Raw genomic sequence first — 16,360 nt, 5'->3', positions numbered from 1 at the left:
CCTGCTGGGGGCCGGATTCCTCGGTGCGCTCGCGCATCCGGGCCGAGAAGTGCGGCCCGGACACCGCGGATCGCCCGGGGCTCGGGGTAGACGGAGGACAGGGCGTCCTCCGGATGCCCGGCAAGGACCGAACGGCATCAACAGTTGCCGTTTGACAACTATAGCCAGGAGGCAAGAAAGTAGCCGTGTCGTATGTACACGGGGAAGGATCTGGGATGCTCCGGTCAACGGAGGCCGCTCCGTGTGCGCGCCGTCGTCCGAGGCGGGCGGTGCCGGCCGGCCGGCCGGTTCAGGCGGTCCTGCTTCCGGGACCCTGCGCGTCGGCGTGTATCTGCTCGGCGGCCACGGCACAGAACGCTTCCAGCCCCTCCGCGAGCGCGGTCCGCTTCGCGGCCGGCATGAGGGCGAGGACCGCCCTGAGTTCCGCCTCCCGGCGGGACCGCAGATCGGCGAGGAAGGCGCGGCCCCGGCCGCTCAGGCGCAGCCGCACCTCACGCCGGTCGGCCGGGCTGTTCTCGCGCTCGACGAACCCGGCGGCCTGCAACCTGTCGAACAGCCGGCTGGTCGACGGCGGCGTCGAGGCCAGTGCCTCGGCCAGCGTGCGCATATTGATGCCGTCCTGGTGCTCGAGGATATGCAGCAGGCGCAGTTGGGACGCGGAGGCCGGCGCGGTCGACGCCCGGCCCCACAGGACTTCCAGCAGCTCCGCGGCCGTTGAGGTCACGCGTGCGATCTCGTCGGGCTCCGGTCGGCGGTGGAAGCAAGTCACAGTCACACTCTCGCAGGCACTGGGGTGCCCGCCAGCGTACTAGGTGCGGGTGCCGCCGGCCGATGTCCGGCGCGACCGGCCGACGGTACGGGAGAACTTCGCCTCCGCGGGAGGCACACACTATGTCCGGCGAAAGATTGGTTCACTTCTCATCGTGAAGAGATTCGTCGCCGCTGTACGCGCCCTGCGGACAGCGGCTCCCCATGAGTTGCTCGACGCCGCCCGCCGCGTACTGGTCGAACAGTACGCGGCCGAGGCCGTCGAGCTGTTCATGGCCGACTACAGCCTGACCGTGCTCCAGCCGGTGTCCGTGCTGCCGCACACCCTGGAACCGGTGTCGGTGCACAACAGCCCCGCCGGGCGGGCGTTCGGCTCCCAGCAGTGCTACAGGGAGGACCTGCGGGACGGGCGCGCCAGGCTGCACCTGCCGGTCAGTGTGCGCGGCGACCGGATCGGCGTGCTGTCCGTGACCCTGGCCGACGCCGGCCACGCCCGCCGGCACCAGGCCGAACTCTGCGAGATCGCCGAGGTGCTCGGACGCGAGGTGCTGGTGGCCGAGCGGGACACCGACCTGTACCTCCAGGCGCGGCGCAAGGACCGGCTGACGCTGGCCGCCGAGATGCAGTGGCAGTTGCTGCCCGGCCGTTCGTGTTCGCGTCCCGAGTACGACCTGGCCGCCCAGCTGGAGCCCGCCTACGCCGTCTTCGGCGACAACTTCGACTGGTCGGCCACCGCGGACCACCTGATCCTGTACGTCACCAACGGCATGGGCGAGGGCATAGAGGCGTCCCTGCTGACCAACCTGGCGATCAACGCCCTGCGCAACGCCCGGCGGGCCGGCATCCCCATCGCCGACCAGGCCGCCCTCGCCGACCAGGCCGTCTACGCCCACTACCGCGGACGCTGCTATCTGTCCGTCCTGCTCTTCGACTTCGACCTGACGACCGGCCGGGTGCGGGTGGTCGACGCCGGCTCCCCGCAGCTGCTGCGGCTGCGGCGCGGTGTCGTGGAGCGGGTCACGCTCGACGCGCAGCTGCCGCTCGGCATGTTCGAGGAGACCGACTACGTAGCGCAGGAGTTCCAGGTGGAGCCCGGCGACCGGCTGCTGTTCGTCAGCGACGGCGTGCACGCGGTGGCCTCGCCGAAGGGGGAGGCGTACGGGGAGGCGGCCCTGGCGCGGGCGATCCAGTCCACCCGCCTGCTCCCCGCGGCCGAGGTGCCGCGCGCCATCCTGCGCGAGCTGACCGGCCACCGGGGCGAGGTCATGCCGGACGACGACGCGCTCGTGGTCTGCCTGGACTGGCGCGGCCGGCCGGAGGACGACCGGTGAGCGACACGACCCGCTGACCGCCCGGGGCGCACCGCGTGACCGCGCACCACCGGCCGCCGAACGTGGACCGCGCCGGTACGTCCGTCCCCCGCGAGCGGGACGCCCCGGGGGCGACACCGTCCCGGCGCACCGCCGCCCGACGGGGATGGGTGCGCTGGTCCGCGCGAACGCCCGCACCTACGGAGGAACACTGCGCCGGGCGGTCGGCGAGAGGCCCGATCGGCCGTTGCCCCGCCGGGCCGGGTCCAGCCCCGTGTCACGGCTCGCGTTTCTCGGGGTCGGCGCGGCGCGTAGGTCCGAGTGGACGTGTGCCCGGCCGGGTTCAGCCGTCTGTCACCGTGGGCGTACATCGGTGCCCGCGCCGCGTGTGGTCCGGGTCGCCGCGTCAGTTGGAACGCCCGTACGCCTTGGGCGCGCGCGCCGTACGCCGGCCGACCGGCCGTTGCCCCGCCGCGCGTCAGGGTTCGCGGGTGTCGGGGTCGGTGCCCCGTGCGGGTCCGTGGCGTTGAGCCCGTAGGAAGGCCCGCATGCCCTGGACCAGCGCCGCGCGCTCGGCGGTCCGCATGGCCGCCAGGGGAGTGGCCAGGGCCCGCGCGCGTTCCGAGGCCACCTCGGTGAGCAGGCGCCGGCCGTGGCCCGTCAGGCTGAGCCGCACCTCGCGCCGCCGGTGCGGGTGGAGTTCACGCTCCAGCAGGCCCGCCGCCTCCAGACGGTCGCAGAGCCGGCTGGCCGTGGGCAGGCCGATGTCCATGCGCTCCGCGAGGCCCGTCAGATTGAGCCCCGGGCTGGCCTCCAGTATCCGCAGACCCCGCAGCTGGTGCGCCGAGAGCCGCAGACTCGCCCGCTGCGCGGCGTCCGACCACAGCTGGGACAGCCGCTCGACGGCGTCTGCGATCTGCGACGCGGCGGCATCGGGGCCGTCCCCCTCCGCGCGCGCCTGGCCGTCTCCGGCACCACCGGGACGAGTCACGAACTCATCACTCTCAGGAACCCCTGGACCTGACCGACACCTACCTCACGCACACGCTGTACCCGCCCATCCGCGGGGCAACCGGTACCGGCCCGCTCCGGGACGCGGCCGGCACTCCCGGCAGGGCCGCCGCCCGCGCCCCGCCGGGCGGCGGTCTCACGCCGGGCGGACGAGGCGGCTCTCGTAGGCGAAGATCACGGCCTGTACGCGGTCGCGGAGTTCCAGCTTGTGCAGGATGCGTCCGAGATGGGATTTCACGGTCGCCTCCGCGAGGTACAGGCCGGCCGCGATCTCGCTGTTGGACAGGCCGCGGCCCACCTGGACGAGCACCTCGCGCTCACGGGCGCTCAGCCGGCTCAGCCGCTCGTCGTGCTCGGCGCCGCCGCCGTCGAAGAGGTGCGGGCGGAACTTCTCCAGCAGGCGGCGGGTGATCCGCGGGGAGACCACCGCGTCGCCCGAGGCCACGCCGCGGATCGCGGTGAGCAGCTCCTCGGGCCTGGTGTTCTTCGGCAGGAACCCCGAGGAACCGGCGTCGAGCCCGGCGAAGGCGTACTCGTCCAGGTCGAAGGTGGTCAGGATCAGCACCTTGCTCCGCGGGGCGATCCGGACGATCTGCCGGGTCGCCTCGATCCCGTCGGTCCCGGGCATCCGGACGTCCATGAGGACGACATCGGGGCGCAGCTCCCGGGTGAGGCGTACGGCCTGGGCGCCGTCCGCGGCTTCGCCGACGGGTGCCATGTCGGGCTGGGCCTCCAGGACCGTACCGAAGGCCATGCGGAGCAGCGCTTCGTCGTCGGCGATCAGGATGCGGATCGTCATGCGGACGCCGCTCCGCCGCTGCCGAGGAGGAGCCGGGTGTGAACGCCCCAGCCACCGCCCGGAAGCGGGCCGGCGCGCAGCTTCCCGCCGTAGGCGGCCGCGCGCTCGCGCATGCCGGTGATGCCGTGGCCCGGTCCTGCGGCGCCGGAACGCGGCGGGCGGGGGCCGTTGTCGGTGACGTCCACGGTCACGTCCTCGGTCGAGCACCGGACCCGGACCTGAGCTTGGGAGCCGGCGGGTGTGTGCTTGAAGGTGTTGGTCAAGGCTTCCTGTACCAGGCGGTAGACGGTCAGTTGGGCGGTGGCGGGCACGTGGGTGTGGCCGCCGTGGATCTCGACGCGGGTCGGCAGCCCGGCGGCGCACATCCGGTCGGCGAGGTCCTCCAGCTGTGCGATGCTGGGCAACGGGTGGCGTTCCGCGTCCGGTTCGTCGGTCCGCAGGATGCCCAACGAGCGCCGCATGTCGGTCAGGGCCTGCCGGCCCGTCTCGGAGACCCGGACCATCGCGGTGGTGGCCTTGTCCGGCGACCGGTGCTGCACGTGGACGGCGGCGTCGGTGAGCGCCACCATGACGGACAGGTTGTGGGTGACGATGTCGTGCATCTCCCGGGTGATGCGCGTCCGCTCCTCGGCGACGGCCAGCCGCGCCCGCTGGTCCTGTTGTTCCTCCAGGCGTGCGGCCCGTTCCTCCAGGACCGCGAGATAGGCGCGCGTGGTGCGTGCGTTCATCCCCAGCACGGCGGCGGCGACCACCACCGCGCTCACCCCGACGAAGGGGGTCAGGAACGCGCCTCCCGTCGCCCAGCGCAGGCAGGCCAGCAGGGCCCCGCACTCCACGACGGCGCCGGCGACCAGCGTGCCGCGCAGGCCCGAGTGCGCGGCTACCGTGTGGAGAGCCACCAGCGGGGCGACGTCGGCCGGCAGTTGGACGCCCACCAGCCACTGGACGAAGGCCGCGGCCGCCACGACGCCGAAGACCGTGAGCGGGGCCCGGCGCCGCCACACCAGCGGCAGCGCGAGGGCGGCGGTCAGGGCCACGGCCACCGGCAGCTCCCGCGGCGCGCGCGTGGTCATGACGTGGAGCAGGAGCAGCGCCGGCAACAGTCCGTCCCGCACCCCGGGCGGCAGCCGGGAGCCCCGGCGCCGGGCGGCCCGCACCAGGCGCGCCGCCCGCACGGGGACCGGATCGGCGTGCCTCCGTACGGCGGTCCTCGTCCGGTGTGCCTGGTGGGGGTCACCGGGCCCTGTGGCCGCCTCGGTCATCACTCGTTCCTGTCGGTTCGGCGTCCTGGCGGCCCCGGCCGGGGCCGCCGTCGCGCACGGCGGGAGCCGGATCGTGTACGAGCGGCTCAGCGCCCCGCGCTCCCCGGCGTGCACCGGGGCCTGTCACGGTAGGCCGCGGACCCCGCCGCACACATGGGCCCACGGTCTGACGGCACTGCGGCGAAGTACGACCGCAGGAGGAGTCCCGTTGCGTTCCGCGGTCGCAGACCGGCCGCCCATCCGGCCTGTCCGGTCGCGACTGAGGTCGCATGCGCGGGCGACCCGGGACCGATGTGGCGGCGCGTGTCCCACCCCGACGATGACCGGGTGACCGAGATCATCACGGGGCTGTACCTGTCCCCTCCCGAAATCGCCGTCTCGCTGGGTGCCGCCGCGCTGGTGGCGGCGCGCTGGCTTCCCCCCGCGGCCCGCCCACGCGTCACGATCGCCGCCGGAGCGGTTCTCGTGCTGTCCACGATCGTGCTGGGGGCGGTGGGGATCCGCTGGCAGCTGCTGCCGGTCCTGGCGGGCGCCGCCGTCGCGTCGCCGTTCGCCTTCATCCCGCTGCTGCGCCGCCGTACCGGCCGGCCGCCGTGGCGGGCCCGGTGGTGGCTGGCGTTGCCGGGGTCGGTGGCCTGCGCCGGCCTGATCGCCACCGGTCCGGTGGCCGCGTGGGCCTTTCCGGTGCCCGTGTTCCCCGAGCCGTCGGGCCGTTTCGCGGTCGGCACCCGAGTGGTGCAGTGGACCGACGTACGCCGCCCGGAGAGCTTCACCGCCGATCCGCGCGACCGGCGCACGGTCGTGGTCCAGCTCTGGTATCCCGCGCGGCCGAGCCCCGCGGGCGCGCGGCGGGCCCGGTACCTCGGGCGCACGGAGCACGAGGCGCGCACCGTCTCCGACGCCCTCGCCCACGAGGTCGGTCTGCCCGGCTTCCTGGTCGACGGCGTCCCGCGTGCCCACAGCCACGCGGTCGTCGACGCGCCGGTGGCCGGCGGGGGCGGACGGTTCCCGGTCGTGCTGTTCTCACCCGGGTCGGGTGGCGTGCGCACGCAGAACACCGCCTGGGCGGAGGAGTTGGCCAGCCACGGCTATGTCGTCGCCGCCCTGGACCACCCCTACGACTCCGCCGCCGTCGTCCTCACCGACGGCCGGACGATCCGCTCCAGGACCACCTCCACCGGAGACCGGGACGAGGACGAGAAGCTGGCGGTCGGCTGGACGGCGGTGCGGGCCGCCGACCTGTGCTTCGTCCTCACCCAGCTGGAGCGTCTGGACGCAGGGGTGATCACCGGCCCGCTGACCGGCCGCCTGGACACCGGCCGGGTCGCGGCCACGGGCCACTCACTGGGCGGTGCCGCCGCCCTGCGGGCAGCGCGGCAGGACGGCCGGTTCGACGCCGTCATCGATCTGGACGGCTACCCCCACGGCCCCGCCTCCCCCTCCCTCCACCGGCCGGTGCTCGCGCTCACCCAGGCCATCACCCCGGGAACCGATCCGCGTTACCTGCCCCGCCTCACCGAGGCCCTCCGGAACAACACCGCGACGAGCTACCGGCTCACCGTCCCCGGTGCCACCCACCTCACCTTCATGGACGGCCCCCTGTACCTGCCGCCCGTGCCCTCGATCGTCGGTTCCCTGGGCCGCACCGAGAGCCCCCACGTCGTCGCCGCGACCACGCTCGCCTTCCTGGACACCACCCTGCGGCACGGACCCGGTGACCTCGCCGGTGCTCTGTCGGCCTACGGCGACCTCAGGGTCCACCGCCCGGCCGGCGGCCGCTGACCGACCGGGCCGCGGTACGGCCGCCGGGTGGCGGCGTGCCGCGGCCCTACGCGTCCCGCCCCGTCAGACCCGGTCGGCGTGGACGACCACCGCATAGGAACCGAGGCCGATCAGGTGGTCGCCGGGGATGTCGCCGAGCGCCGTGTACAGGGTGAGGATCTCTCCGCTCACCGGGTCGAAGGCGACGTCCTTGACCGTGCCGTGTTCGGTGCCGTACTCGGTCAGGACCCGGCTCCCGACGATCTCGCGGTGTTCGGGCGCGCCGTCCGGCCCGGAGTCCGCGGCGACGCGGGACCGGACGATCACGGCATCGCGTCCGACGGCCTCCACCGCCCCCCAGCCGATGACCGACGAGCCCTTGGGCGCCCCGGACAGCCGCAGGCACGCGACGCGGCGGGTGTGGGCGTCGATGGTCAGGCCGCTCACCGTGCCGAGGGTGGCCGCCTCCTCGGCGGTGATCACCGACAGGCCCCGGGCCTGCGTGAAGAGGGTCATGCCGGGTCTCCTTCGGCTGCGGCGGGTGCGGGGGTCTCCACGTGCGGCAGCGGGGTGCCCGCCTGGAAGGCCTCCACCTGGCCGGCGAAGCTCGGCAGGTCGGCCGCGGCGAAGTGACTCGCCCGCGCCGGTACGACCATGGCCTCGCCGGAGACGGCCAGGGTCTCCCCGCGGGGGATGAACACATGGCGCCGGTGGCTGTCGAACCGCTCGTCCGCGGCGATCTCGAAGCCGACGACGCGCCCGCCGGCACCGGCCTCGACCACCACGTCGCGCACGGTGCCGATCGCGGTGCCCTGGTCGGTGAGGACCGGCGCCCCGATCACCTGGCCGCCGGCCGAGCGGGACCCGACGACCGCCTCCCGGTCCGCGAGGACGGCCTCGCTCGGGATCATCACCGCGGCGGGCCCCACCGCGTGCACCGCGGAGAACGGCAGACTCCGCTTCAGCGGCCCGGCCAGCAGCCCCCGGCCGCTGAGGGTGAAGCCGGTGATCCGGCCCGCCCCGGCGTCGAAGACGGTGTCCTTGATCCGCGCCACCGCCTCGCCGGCGAGGGTCACCACCTCACGCCCGCTCAGCTCGCGTGCGAGCATCAGCGTGATCACCGCGGCCCCCCTCGACCGGAGCGACGGCCACCGCGCACCGCGATCACCGTTCCGGAACGCCGTCTGGCCTGTACCGCCAGCGTCGCCGCGGCGATCAGTCCGATCGCCACGATCACCAGGACCACCCAGGCCCACCACACCATCGCCGACCTCCTCAGGGACCGTGTCCCTCGCCGTACCGGGGTTCCCCTGTGCTCCCGCTTGCCCGCAGGGTCACCGCACACGCCTGCCGTGCGGGTGACGCCCGGCCGCCCACGGCGCCGCGGCGCATGGCGCCGCCCGGACGTGGGCACACGGCAGCCCGGCCGGTCACACGGTTGGGCCGCCCGTCCCCGGGCACCCGGTGACGGCCGTCGGCAGCGCGTGAACCGGAGGCAACATGGCAGTTCGTCATCGTCTGATCAAGGCCGATCCGGCCGCGGTGTGGGAGGTCCTCGCCGACGGCGACAGGTACGCCGACTGGGTGGTCGGCACCGGTGAGTCCCGGCCGGAACAGGGCCAATGGCCCCAGGTCGGCGCGTCCATCGAGTACGAGATCCGGCTGGGCCCGGCGCGGCTCACCAACCGGACCGTCGTACGCCGCTGCGAGGAGGGCGAGCGCCTGGAGCTGGAGATCATGGCCGGGTTCCTCGGCTCGGCCCGGTTCGCCATCGAGCTGCGGGAGTGGGGCGAGCACTGCCTGGTCATCGCGGACGAACACCCCCTGCGGGGGGCCGGGGCCGCGCTGCACAACTTCGGCGTCGAGGCGCTGATCCAGGTGCGCCACCGGTCGATGCTCGCCCGGCTCGCCCGCTGCTGCGAGGAGGGCGAGCGGCGCCCGGGACCCTCCGCCCGGCAGGCCCGCACCGGGGAGGCCCCCCGTCATGCCTGACGCCGTGGTGATCGGGGCGGGCCCCAACGGACTGGTCGCCGCCAATGTGCTGGCCGACGCCGGGTGGAGCGTCCTGGTGATCGAGGAGCAGCCGGAACCGGGCGGCGCGGTCCGCCACGACCGGGGTGTCCACCCCGACTTCGTCAACGACCTCTTCAGCTCGTTCTACCCGCTGGCCGCCGCCTCCCCGATCCTGTCCGCGCTCCGCCTGGAGGAGCACGGGCTGCGCTGGAGCCACGCGCCCAGCGTGCTCGCCCATCCGCTGAGCGACGGCCGCTGCGCCGTGCTGGACCGGGACATCGAGACGACGGCCGCGGCCGTCGAGGCCTTCGCGCCCGGCGACGGAGCGGCCTGGCACCGCCTGTGCGAGCTGTGGGAGACCCTGCGCCCGGACCTGCTGGGCGCCTTGTTCACCCCGTTCCCGCCGGTCAAGTCCTCCGCCCGGCTGCTGTGGACGCTGCGCGCGGCGGGCGGTCTGCGCACGGCCCGGTCCCTGGCCCTGCCGGTACGCCGGATGGGGGAGGAGGAGTTCCGCGGCGAGGGCGGCCGGCTGCTGCTGGCCGGCAACGCCCTGCACGCCGACCTCGCCCCCGAGTCGGCGGGCAGCGGCGGCTTCGGCTGGCTGATGTCGATGCTCGGCCAGACCTACGGCTTCCCCGTGCCGGCCGGCGGCTCCGGCGCGCTGACCGAGGCGCTGGTGCGGCGGCTGCGCCACAAGGGCGGCGAGCTGCGCTGCGGGGAACGGGTGGACAACATCGTCGTCCGCGGCGGCCGGGCCGTGGGGGTGCGCACCAGCGCCGGTTCCGCCGTGCCCGCGCGCAGGGCGGTGCTCGCCGACGTGGCCGTGCCCGTCCTCTACCGGGAACTCGTCGGCGCCGAGCACCTGCCCGCGCAGCTGATGGCGGATCTGCTGCGGTTCCAGTGGGACTTCGCCACCTTCAAGGTGGACTGGGCGCTCGACGGCCCGGTGCCGTGGCGGGCCGAGCAGGCCGCCCGCGCCGGGACCGTCCACCTCGCCGACGGCGTGGACGAGCTGACCCGCTTCGCCGCGCAGATCGCCATGCGCCAGGTCCCCGACCGCCCCTTCGCCCTGTTCGGGCAGATGACCACCGCGGACGCCTCCCGTTCCCCGGAGGGCACCGAGTCGGCCTGGGCCTACACCCACGTGCCGCACGACATCCGGGCGGACGCCGGCGACGAGGGCATCACCGGAGCCTGGGACAAGAGCGAGCAGGAACGCATGGCGGACCGGGTGGAGCGCCAGGTGGAACGCTTCGCCCCGGGCTTCCGCTCCCGGATCCGCGCCCGGCGCGTCCTCGCGCCGCCCACCCTGGAGGCGATGGACGCCAACCTGCCCGGCGGCGCCATCAACGGCGGCACGACCGCCCTCCACCAGCAGCTCGTCTTCCGTCCGGTGCCCGGCGCCGGACGGCCGGAGACCCCCGTGCCGGGCCTGTACCTCGCCTCCGCCGGCGCCCATCCGGGCGGCGGCGTGCACGGCGCGCCCGGCGCCAACGCGGCCCGTGCCGCGCTGCGCTCGCGCCGGGCACCCGGCCTGGCCGGTGTCCAGCGGGTCCTCACCCGCCGCGACCGCACCGGCCGCAAACGCTGACCCCCCGTCCGGCGGACGGCGCATCCGGTCGTCCCCGGGGACGGGAAACGTCGAAGAGACCCGCACACGTCACCTCGTACCAGGGAGCACCATGCACGACCAGCAGGACGGCCCCGACCGCCGGCACCGGCGTCCCGAGGGCGTCGACGACAAGACCGTCGAGGCCCTCGGCGCCCTGTCGAAGGCCCTGGAGACCACCGAACGCGCCCGCGGCCACCTGTACGGCTTCCACCAGCTCACCGGCGGCGCCGACCTGGAGCTGGACCGGGCGGTGCGGCTGCTGCGCGAGGCGGGGCACCCCGAGTGGGCGGAGAAGGTCGAGGCCGAGATCCTGGGCCGCAACGTCATCCCGGGCCACTGGACGTTCCAGATCGTCGAGGCCTACAACGACACGTACTACCGCCCCTTCCAGCAGCTGGAACGCAGCGCGGTGAACGAACTCGCCCAGGGCCGGGACCACCTGTACGAGGCGGAGATGAAGGAGGACCGCCGCACCCCGGGCCACCCCGACCACACGGCGCGCCCCCCGGCCGCCGGCGCCTGAGACCCGCGTCCCGGCCGGGGCGCGGCCACGCACCCCGGCGAGAGAGAAAGGCGAAGCCCGTGGGAAACAGCCCCCTGAAGGACCGGACGGTCGTGGTGACGGGCGCCGCACGGGGGCTGGGCGCCGCGCTGGCCCGGGAGGTCGCCCGGCGGGGCGCCCGGCCCGTCCTCCTCGGCCACGAGAAGGACCGGCTGGACGACCTGGCCGCCCGCCTGCCCACCCGGTCGCTCGCGATCGAGGTGGACGTGACGGACCTGCCGGCGCTGCGGGAGGCCGCGCGCGAGGCACGCCGGCGACTCGGCACCCCGTCCGTCGTGATCGCCAACGCCGGCATCGCGGCGGGCGGCCCGTTCGCCGCCACGGACCCGGCCGAGTGGCGGCGGGTGATCGACGTCAACCTCACCGGGAGCGCCCAGACCGCCCGCGTCTTCCTGCCCGACCTCCAGGTCACGGCCGGGTACTACCTCCAGATCGCCTCCCTGGCCTCGCTCGGCGCCGCCCCGCTGATGAGCGCCTACTGCGCGTCCAAGGCGGGCGTGGAGGCCTTCGCGCACGCGCTGCGCGCCGAGGTCGCCCCGCACGGCGTCGCCGTGGGCATCGCCTACCCCAACTGGACCGACACCGACATGATCCGCGACGCCGACCGGTACCCGGTGCTGCGCGAGCTGCGCGGCCACATGCCCGGACCCGCCCGCCGGGTGTACGACGTCACGGAGGTCGCCGGCCGGATCGTCCGCGGCCTGGAACGCCGGCGCACGGCCGTGTACGCGCCGCCCTGGCTGCGGCTCGTGCAGCCGGTGCGTGCCTTCCTGCCCCCGGTCGTCCTGCGCGCCACCCGGCGACACCTGCCCCGCCTGGAGGCCGAGGACTCCCTGCGGCCGACCGGACTCCTCGGCGGCGGAGGCGACGCCGACCACGCGGCGGCCCGGCCCGACCCGTGAACCGCCCGGCGACGCCCGCGCGTCACCCCGGCCGAGCCGGCACCCCGCACCCACCCACCCCAGGACGGCGTCCATGCAGACGTTTCTCCCCGACCCCGACTTCCGGCGCTCCGCGCTCCTCCTCGACCGCCGCCGCCTGGGCAAACAGCGGGTCGAGGCGCTCCAGGTGCTGCGCGGCCTCACCGTCCCCGGCTACGGCTGGCGCCGACATCCGGCCGTGCGCATGTGGCACGGGTACGACGAGGCACTGGTCCGCTACGGCCTGGAGGTGTGCCGGGTCTGGCGCGAGCAGGGGCACCAGGACAGCTGCGCCGCCTCGCTGGTCGCCGGGTACGCCGCGCACCGGCCGGGCGCGCGCGTGCGGGACCAGGCCGCCCTGGCCGGCGCGGGGGAGCTGCCGCCGTGGCTGGGTGACGAGGCCTTCCACCGCAGCCACCGGTCCGCCCTCGTCCGCAAGGACCCGGAGACGTACGCGCACACCTTCCCGGGCGTCCCGGACGATCTGCCCTATGTGTGGCCGTCGTCCGACCGTGCGGGCCGCGACCTGTCCGAGCGTCCCTGACACTGGTTGGGCGGCCGCATCGGGGGCAGGTGGCCCTGCGGGACGCGGTCTGCGGTCCGGGTGGTATCGGGAGGGCTGGTGTCCAACGTTCCTTCGGTGGTGAAGACCCGTCTGGGGCACGCCCTGGTGGCCGTGTTCGACGGGGAGATGGATTACCTGACCGGGCCCATGTTCCGCACGGAGTTCCTGGACCTGCTCGCCTCCGGGGACACTTTCGTCGTACTGGACGTCGCCGGGGTGCCGTTCTGTGATTCCGCGGGGCTGAACGCCCTTCTCGCGGCCCATCGGCGCGCTCGGGAGATCGGCACCAGGCTGGTGCTGGCCGCGGTCCCCGACCAGTTGCGGCAACTGCTGAGAATCACCGGCGTCGACGAGATCATCGACATCTTCGACACCGCCCAGGACGCGGCGGCCGCCGGCGGCTGATTCGTCGCTCCGGTCCTCACCCGGATGCCGCCCTTCACCCGGACGGCCGACCCGTGGCGCATTTCCCCGGCGTGCCGTCCCAGTTCAGCGCCTTTTCGAACGCGCGGGCGGGCCTGATGTGTCATCAGGTGGGTAAGCGCCTGTTCTCGACGGCATCGAGGAAGGGGCAAGCCATGTCAGTGGAACCCGAACCTGCCGGAGCGGAACTGGCGGCGGAACACGTGGCCGCGTCGATGATCCAGTTGTGGCAGCGGGCCCATGAGGACGTCGCCCCCACGGTCGCCGAGGAGCAGATGCGCGGCCTGCTGGCCCTGGCGGGCGGGCAGGCCGGTCCGGAGCGGATCGCCCGGGACCTCGGCGTCGGCCTCCCTGCGGTGCGGCACCTGCTCGACCGGCTGGAGCAGCGCACGCTGGTGCGCCGTGTCCCGCCCGGGGAGTACTGCCTGACCGGCGCCGGCAAGTGTGTCCTGGAGGCGACCCGGCAGCGCCGGCGGCAACTTCTGGAACAGGTCCTGGTGACGGCCGCGCCGCAGGACCGCCCGGTGCTGCGGGACGCCTTCGACCAGCTGTACGGCCTGGTGAGCCCGCTGGCCCGGGTGCCGCGCAGCCGCTCGCCCATGTGAACGGCGCCCGGCCGCCCATGACGGCGGGCCGGCACCGCGAAAAGGGCCTCCCCGGAATTCTCCGGGGAGGCCCTTTTCGCTTTCCGCGTTCTCGGGAGAAGAACGTCAGTGCTTGAAAGCGTCCTTGGTCTTCTCCTTGGCCTCGCGGGCGTCCCCCTTGCTCTTTTCGGCCTGCCCCTCGGCGGCCATGCGGTCGTTGCCCACGGCGCTCCCCACGGCTTCCTTGGTCTTGCCCTCGGCCTGCTCGGTCTTCGCCTTGGCCTTCTCGCCGGCAGTCATGGAACAGCGCCTCCTCGTAGGTCGTGTGCCGCTGTCGCGGTAACCCGCTCGTGCCCCGATCATCCCTTCACAAACAAGGGGGCGGTGAAGAATGAAGGGAAGTTCGCAGGGCATGCGGAGGACAGGAGGTTGATAAAAATGGTTCCCCTGCTTCTCGTTCTGCTTCTCGCCCTGATCCTCTTCGGTGCCGGTTTCGCCCTCAAGATCCTCTGGTGGGTCGCCGTCATCGTCCTGGTCGTCTGGCTCCTCGGTTTCGTGATGCGCTCCACCAACTCCGGTGGCGGCCGAGGTCGGTGGTACCGATGGTGATCTGACCCGTACACACGCGTCACGCGCGGGGCCCGGCCGAAGTATCGGCCGGGCCCCGCGCGCGTGCGGCGACGGATTTCGGCTGAGCGGCCGGGTGTCGGAGTAATGTCAGGTAGCCTGACATGAAGCCCGTACGGAATCGGAGGTTCTGCATGACCATCGAGTACGCCACCCGGCACCGGACCCGCTCCGCCATCCCGCCGGAGCCCGGGAAGCCCTACTTCGTCGAGAAGGGCCGGGGCGACCGCGCCCACCTGTTCGGCGACCTCTTCACGGTGTACGCGGGCGCCGAACAGACCGAGAACACGTTCAACTTCTTCACCTGCGAAGGGCCGAAGGGCGAACTGATCCCCGCCCACTCCCACACGGACACCTACGAGGTCTTCTACATCACCCAGGGCGCCGTGCGGCTCTTCGTGGAGGACCTCGAAGGTGAGCAGCACGAGAAGCTGCTCACCCCCGGTGACTTCGGCTTCGTCCCGAAGAACTGCCCGCACGCCTACCGCATGGAACGCCACCACTCCCAGATCGTCGGCGTCGCCGCCGGCCCCGGCGGCACCTTCGAGCGGTTCTTCGAGACTCTCGGCACGCCCGCCGACGGACTCGGGCTGCCCGCGCGCCCGTTCGTGCCCGCACCGGAAAAGTTCGCGACCGTGCCCGAGCGGTACGACGTCAGCTTCCTGCCCGGCCACGAGTGGCGGACCGGGAGCTGACCCGGCCGGTCACGCCGCGGCCGTTGCGCCGCCGGCTCCCGGGACGCACCGGGTGGTCGCCGCCCGGCGGAGGATAATCCGCCGGGTACCCGACCTTCCGAGGAGCCATGAGTCACCGCGCACCCAACCTGCCCCAACTGCTGTCCGAGGCCCGCCGCTGGTTCGAGGACGCCCTCTTCGCGAGCATGGAGGCGGCGGGCGAGCAGCCGGTGACGACCGCGCAGGCGTCCGTCTTCGCGATGCTCGACGCGGAGGGCACCACGGTCTCCGAACTCGCCCGGCGCGTCGGTGTCACCCGGCAGACGGCGCACCAGGCGGTGCACGGACTGATCGGCCTGGGACTGCTGGAGCAGGTGCCCGACCCCGGGTCCGCCCGCAGGCGGCTGATCCGCGCGACGGCCGAGGGGCGGCGCGCGCACGAGCGGGCGCAGGCCACGATCAGCGTGATCGAGGCGGTGCTGGTGGACCGGATCGGCCCCGTACCGGCGCGGGCGCTGCGGGAGGCGCTGACCTCCGACTGGGGGGAGCCGCCGTTCGTCGCCGCGCCCTGAGCGGCCTCACGTGGCCGGGTTCTCCTCCCCGGACGCCGACGGGACCAGGGTGATGCCCTGGACCGCCCGGCTCAGGACCACCACCCCCACGACGATCATGAGGGCCCCGCACACCTCCGGCACGAGCCACCACCCGGTGCGGATCCGTTCGCCGAACAGGGTGATCCCGAGGACCAGGCTCACCACCGCGTCACCGATGGTCAGCGCGGGCTGCGCCGCGGCCAGGGGACCGGCCTGGAGCGCGTTCTCCAGCAGGAGCACGGAGGCGGCACCGGCGAGCGCGAAGCCGTAGGTCTGCCAGGACCGCAGGAACGCGGCGAAACCGTGGTCGGCGAAGGTGCCACTGGCCGACTTCAGGAGGGCCGCGGTCAGGGCGTTGCCCGTCGCGGACGCCATCGCCAGCAGCGCGGCGCGCCGGGCCGGTGGGCGCCCCCGGCCGGCCAGCGCGATCGCCGCGGCCATGGCGCCCGTGCACAGGAACAGGGCCGGGATCCAGCGGGACAGGGGCGCGTGGTCGGTCGCGCCGTGCGGGGCCGCCGCCAGCAGCAGCACGGCGAGGCCCGCCACGCAGCCGCCCACCCCCCACCAGCCCCACGGCGGCAGCCTTCGGTGCATCAGCGGGGCGGCGACGAGCAGCGCGAACGGCAGTTCCAGGATGAACAGCGGCTGGACCAGCGCGAGCGGACCGTTGACCAGGGCCAGGCTCTGGAACAGCGCCGCGCAGATCACCCCCGCCATGCCGATCATCCAGAAGGGCTGGTGCACCAGTTCCGCCAGCAGGCGCAGCCCGCCCCGGCTGCTGGCCGAGGCCGCCTTGCGCTGGAACGCGGTGCCCACCGCGTTGCTCGCCGCTCCCGCGACGGCGAACGCCGCGGCCAGTTCGATCACGACCGTCTC

Annotated in this window: 20 protein-coding genes; 12 read left to right on the top strand and 8 right to left on the bottom strand. The window is 74.1% G+C overall.

What is annotated here, in order from left to right:
- Positions 1 to 289: 289 nt before the first annotated feature.
- Positions 290 to 724 carry a MarR family transcriptional regulator gene (locus ACIQVT_RS03305; RefSeq protein WP_403746698.1) on the bottom strand — a complete coding sequence of 145 codons (435 nt, stop codon included), beginning with the start codon at positions 722 to 724 and terminating at the stop codon, positions 290 to 292.
- Positions 725 to 923: 199 nt separating this feature from the next.
- On the opposite strand from ACIQVT_RS03305, the gene ACIQVT_RS03300 reads away from it, so the two are divergent.
- Positions 924 to 2,099 (top strand): PP2C family protein-serine/threonine phosphatase, encoded by a 1,176-nt coding sequence (locus ACIQVT_RS03300; protein WP_403746693.1) that lies wholly within the window; start codon positions 924 to 926, stop codon positions 2,097 to 2,099.
- A 457-nt stretch (positions 2,100 to 2,556) separates the two neighbouring features.
- Here ACIQVT_RS03300 and ACIQVT_RS03295 read toward each other — a convergent pair whose 3' ends face one another.
- The 3 genes from ACIQVT_RS03295 to ACIQVT_RS03285 form a co-directional block, all read right to left on the bottom strand.
- The gene (locus ACIQVT_RS03295; RefSeq protein WP_403746690.1) at positions 2,557 to 3,069 is read right to left on the bottom strand and encodes a MarR family winged helix-turn-helix transcriptional regulator; all 513 of its coding nucleotides are present in this window, start codon (positions 3,067 to 3,069) and stop codon (positions 2,557 to 2,559) included.
- Between the two features lie 156 nt (positions 3,070 to 3,225).
- Positions 3,226 to 3,888 carry a response regulator gene (locus tag ACIQVT_RS03290; protein ID WP_403746687.1) on the bottom strand — a complete coding sequence of 221 codons (663 nt, stop codon included), beginning with the start codon at positions 3,886 to 3,888 and terminating at the stop codon, positions 3,226 to 3,228.
- Positions 3,885 to 5,150 (bottom strand): sensor histidine kinase, encoded by a 1,266-nt coding sequence (locus ACIQVT_RS03285; protein ID WP_403746682.1) that lies wholly within the window; start codon positions 5,148 to 5,150, stop codon positions 3,885 to 3,887. The genes ACIQVT_RS03290 and ACIQVT_RS03285 overlap by 4 nt, the downstream gene beginning before the upstream one ends.
- 291 nt (positions 5,151 to 5,441) lie before the next feature.
- Between ACIQVT_RS03285 and ACIQVT_RS03280 the strand changes: the two genes are divergently transcribed.
- Positions 5,442 to 6,932: a hypothetical protein gene (locus ACIQVT_RS03280; RefSeq protein WP_403746679.1), complete on the top strand. Its 1,491-nt coding sequence runs from the start codon at positions 5,442 to 5,444 to the stop codon at positions 6,930 to 6,932.
- 63 nt (positions 6,933 to 6,995) lie between these two features.
- Here the strand turns inward: ACIQVT_RS03280 and ACIQVT_RS03275 are convergent, their stop codons facing one another.
- Positions 6,996 to 7,427, bottom strand: a complete 432-nt coding sequence (locus ACIQVT_RS03275) for a PRC-barrel domain-containing protein (RefSeq protein ID WP_403746676.1) — start codon at positions 7,425 to 7,427, stop codon at positions 6,996 to 6,998.
- Positions 7,424 to 8,032, bottom strand: a complete 609-nt coding sequence (locus ACIQVT_RS03270; protein ID WP_403746673.1) for a PRC-barrel domain-containing protein — start codon at positions 8,030 to 8,032, stop codon at positions 7,424 to 7,426. The genes ACIQVT_RS03275 and ACIQVT_RS03270 overlap by 4 nt, the downstream gene beginning before the upstream one ends.
- 379 nt (positions 8,033 to 8,411) lie before the next feature.
- On the opposite strand from ACIQVT_RS03270, the gene ACIQVT_RS03265 reads away from it, so the two are divergent.
- From ACIQVT_RS03265 to ACIQVT_RS03235, 7 genes are all read left to right on the top strand, one after another.
- Positions 8,412 to 8,903 (top strand): SRPBCC family protein, encoded by a 492-nt coding sequence (locus tag ACIQVT_RS03265; RefSeq protein WP_403746670.1) that lies wholly within the window; start codon positions 8,412 to 8,414, stop codon positions 8,901 to 8,903.
- Complete coding sequence (locus ACIQVT_RS03260; RefSeq protein ID WP_403746667.1) at positions 8,896 to 10,515, top strand: phytoene desaturase family protein; 1,620 nt, start codon at positions 8,896 to 8,898, stop codon at positions 10,513 to 10,515. Before ACIQVT_RS03265 ends, ACIQVT_RS03260 begins: the two co-directional genes overlap by 8 nt.
- A 91-nt stretch (positions 10,516 to 10,606) precedes the next feature.
- A complete protein-coding gene (locus ACIQVT_RS03255) occupies positions 10,607 to 11,059 on the top strand; it encodes a hypothetical protein (protein ID WP_403746664.1) in 453 nt (150 codons plus the stop codon).
- A 59-nt stretch (positions 11,060 to 11,118) separates the two neighbouring features.
- Positions 11,119 to 12,000, top strand: a complete 882-nt coding sequence (locus ACIQVT_RS03250) for an SDR family oxidoreductase (protein ID WP_403746661.1) — start codon at positions 11,119 to 11,121, stop codon at positions 11,998 to 12,000.
- Positions 12,001 to 12,073: 73 nt separating this feature from the next.
- Positions 12,074 to 12,562 carry an MSMEG_6728 family protein gene (locus ACIQVT_RS03245; RefSeq protein ID WP_403746658.1) on the top strand — a complete coding sequence of 163 codons (489 nt, stop codon included), beginning with the start codon at positions 12,074 to 12,076 and terminating at the stop codon, positions 12,560 to 12,562.
- 78 nt (positions 12,563 to 12,640) lie between these two features.
- Positions 12,641 to 12,988: an STAS domain-containing protein gene (locus ACIQVT_RS03240; protein WP_403746655.1), complete on the top strand. Its 348-nt coding sequence runs from the start codon at positions 12,641 to 12,643 to the stop codon at positions 12,986 to 12,988.
- 173 nt (positions 12,989 to 13,161) lie between these two features.
- Positions 13,162 to 13,611: a hypothetical protein gene (locus ACIQVT_RS03235; RefSeq protein WP_403746651.1), complete on the top strand. Its 450-nt coding sequence runs from the start codon at positions 13,162 to 13,164 to the stop codon at positions 13,609 to 13,611.
- 105 nt (positions 13,612 to 13,716) lie between these two features.
- Here ACIQVT_RS03235 and ACIQVT_RS03230 read toward each other — a convergent pair whose 3' ends face one another.
- Complete coding sequence (locus tag ACIQVT_RS03230; RefSeq protein WP_403746647.1) at positions 13,717 to 13,890, bottom strand: CsbD family protein; 174 nt, start codon at positions 13,888 to 13,890, stop codon at positions 13,717 to 13,719.
- Between the two features lie 138 nt (positions 13,891 to 14,028).
- Here ACIQVT_RS03230 and ACIQVT_RS03225 point away from each other — a divergent pair, with 138 nt between their 5' ends.
- The 3 genes from ACIQVT_RS03225 (at position 14,029) to ACIQVT_RS03215 (ending at position 15,463) form a co-directional block, all read left to right on the top strand.
- Complete coding sequence (locus ACIQVT_RS03225) at positions 14,029 to 14,199, top strand: hydrophobic protein (protein WP_403746641.1); 171 nt, start codon at positions 14,029 to 14,031, stop codon at positions 14,197 to 14,199.
- Positions 14,200 to 14,351: 152 nt separating this feature from the next.
- On the top strand, positions 14,352 to 14,912 hold the full coding sequence (locus tag ACIQVT_RS03220) for a quercetin 2,3-dioxygenase (RefSeq protein ID WP_403746638.1): 561 nt from the start codon (positions 14,352 to 14,354) through the stop codon (positions 14,910 to 14,912).
- A gap of 107 nt (positions 14,913 to 15,019) precedes the next feature.
- Positions 15,020 to 15,463, top strand: coding sequence for a MarR family winged helix-turn-helix transcriptional regulator (locus ACIQVT_RS03215; RefSeq protein WP_403746634.1), 444 nt, complete (start codon positions 15,020 to 15,022; stop codon positions 15,461 to 15,463).
- 6 nt (positions 15,464 to 15,469) lie between these two features.
- Here the strand turns inward: ACIQVT_RS03215 and ACIQVT_RS03210 are convergent, their stop codons facing one another.
- The gene (locus ACIQVT_RS03210; RefSeq protein ID WP_403746631.1) at positions 15,470 to 16,351 is read right to left on the bottom strand and encodes a DMT family transporter; all 882 of its coding nucleotides are present in this window, start codon (positions 16,349 to 16,351) and stop codon (positions 15,470 to 15,472) included.
- Positions 16,352 to 16,360 lie beyond the last annotated feature (9 nt).

The organism is Streptomyces sp. NPDC100445, from assembly GCF_044759735.1.
Lineage (GTDB): Bacteria > Actinomycetota > Actinomycetes > Streptomycetales > Streptomycetaceae > Streptomyces.
The sequence above is the reverse complement of the archived record's forward strand: the minus strand, read 5'-3'. Positions and strand labels throughout refer to the sequence as shown.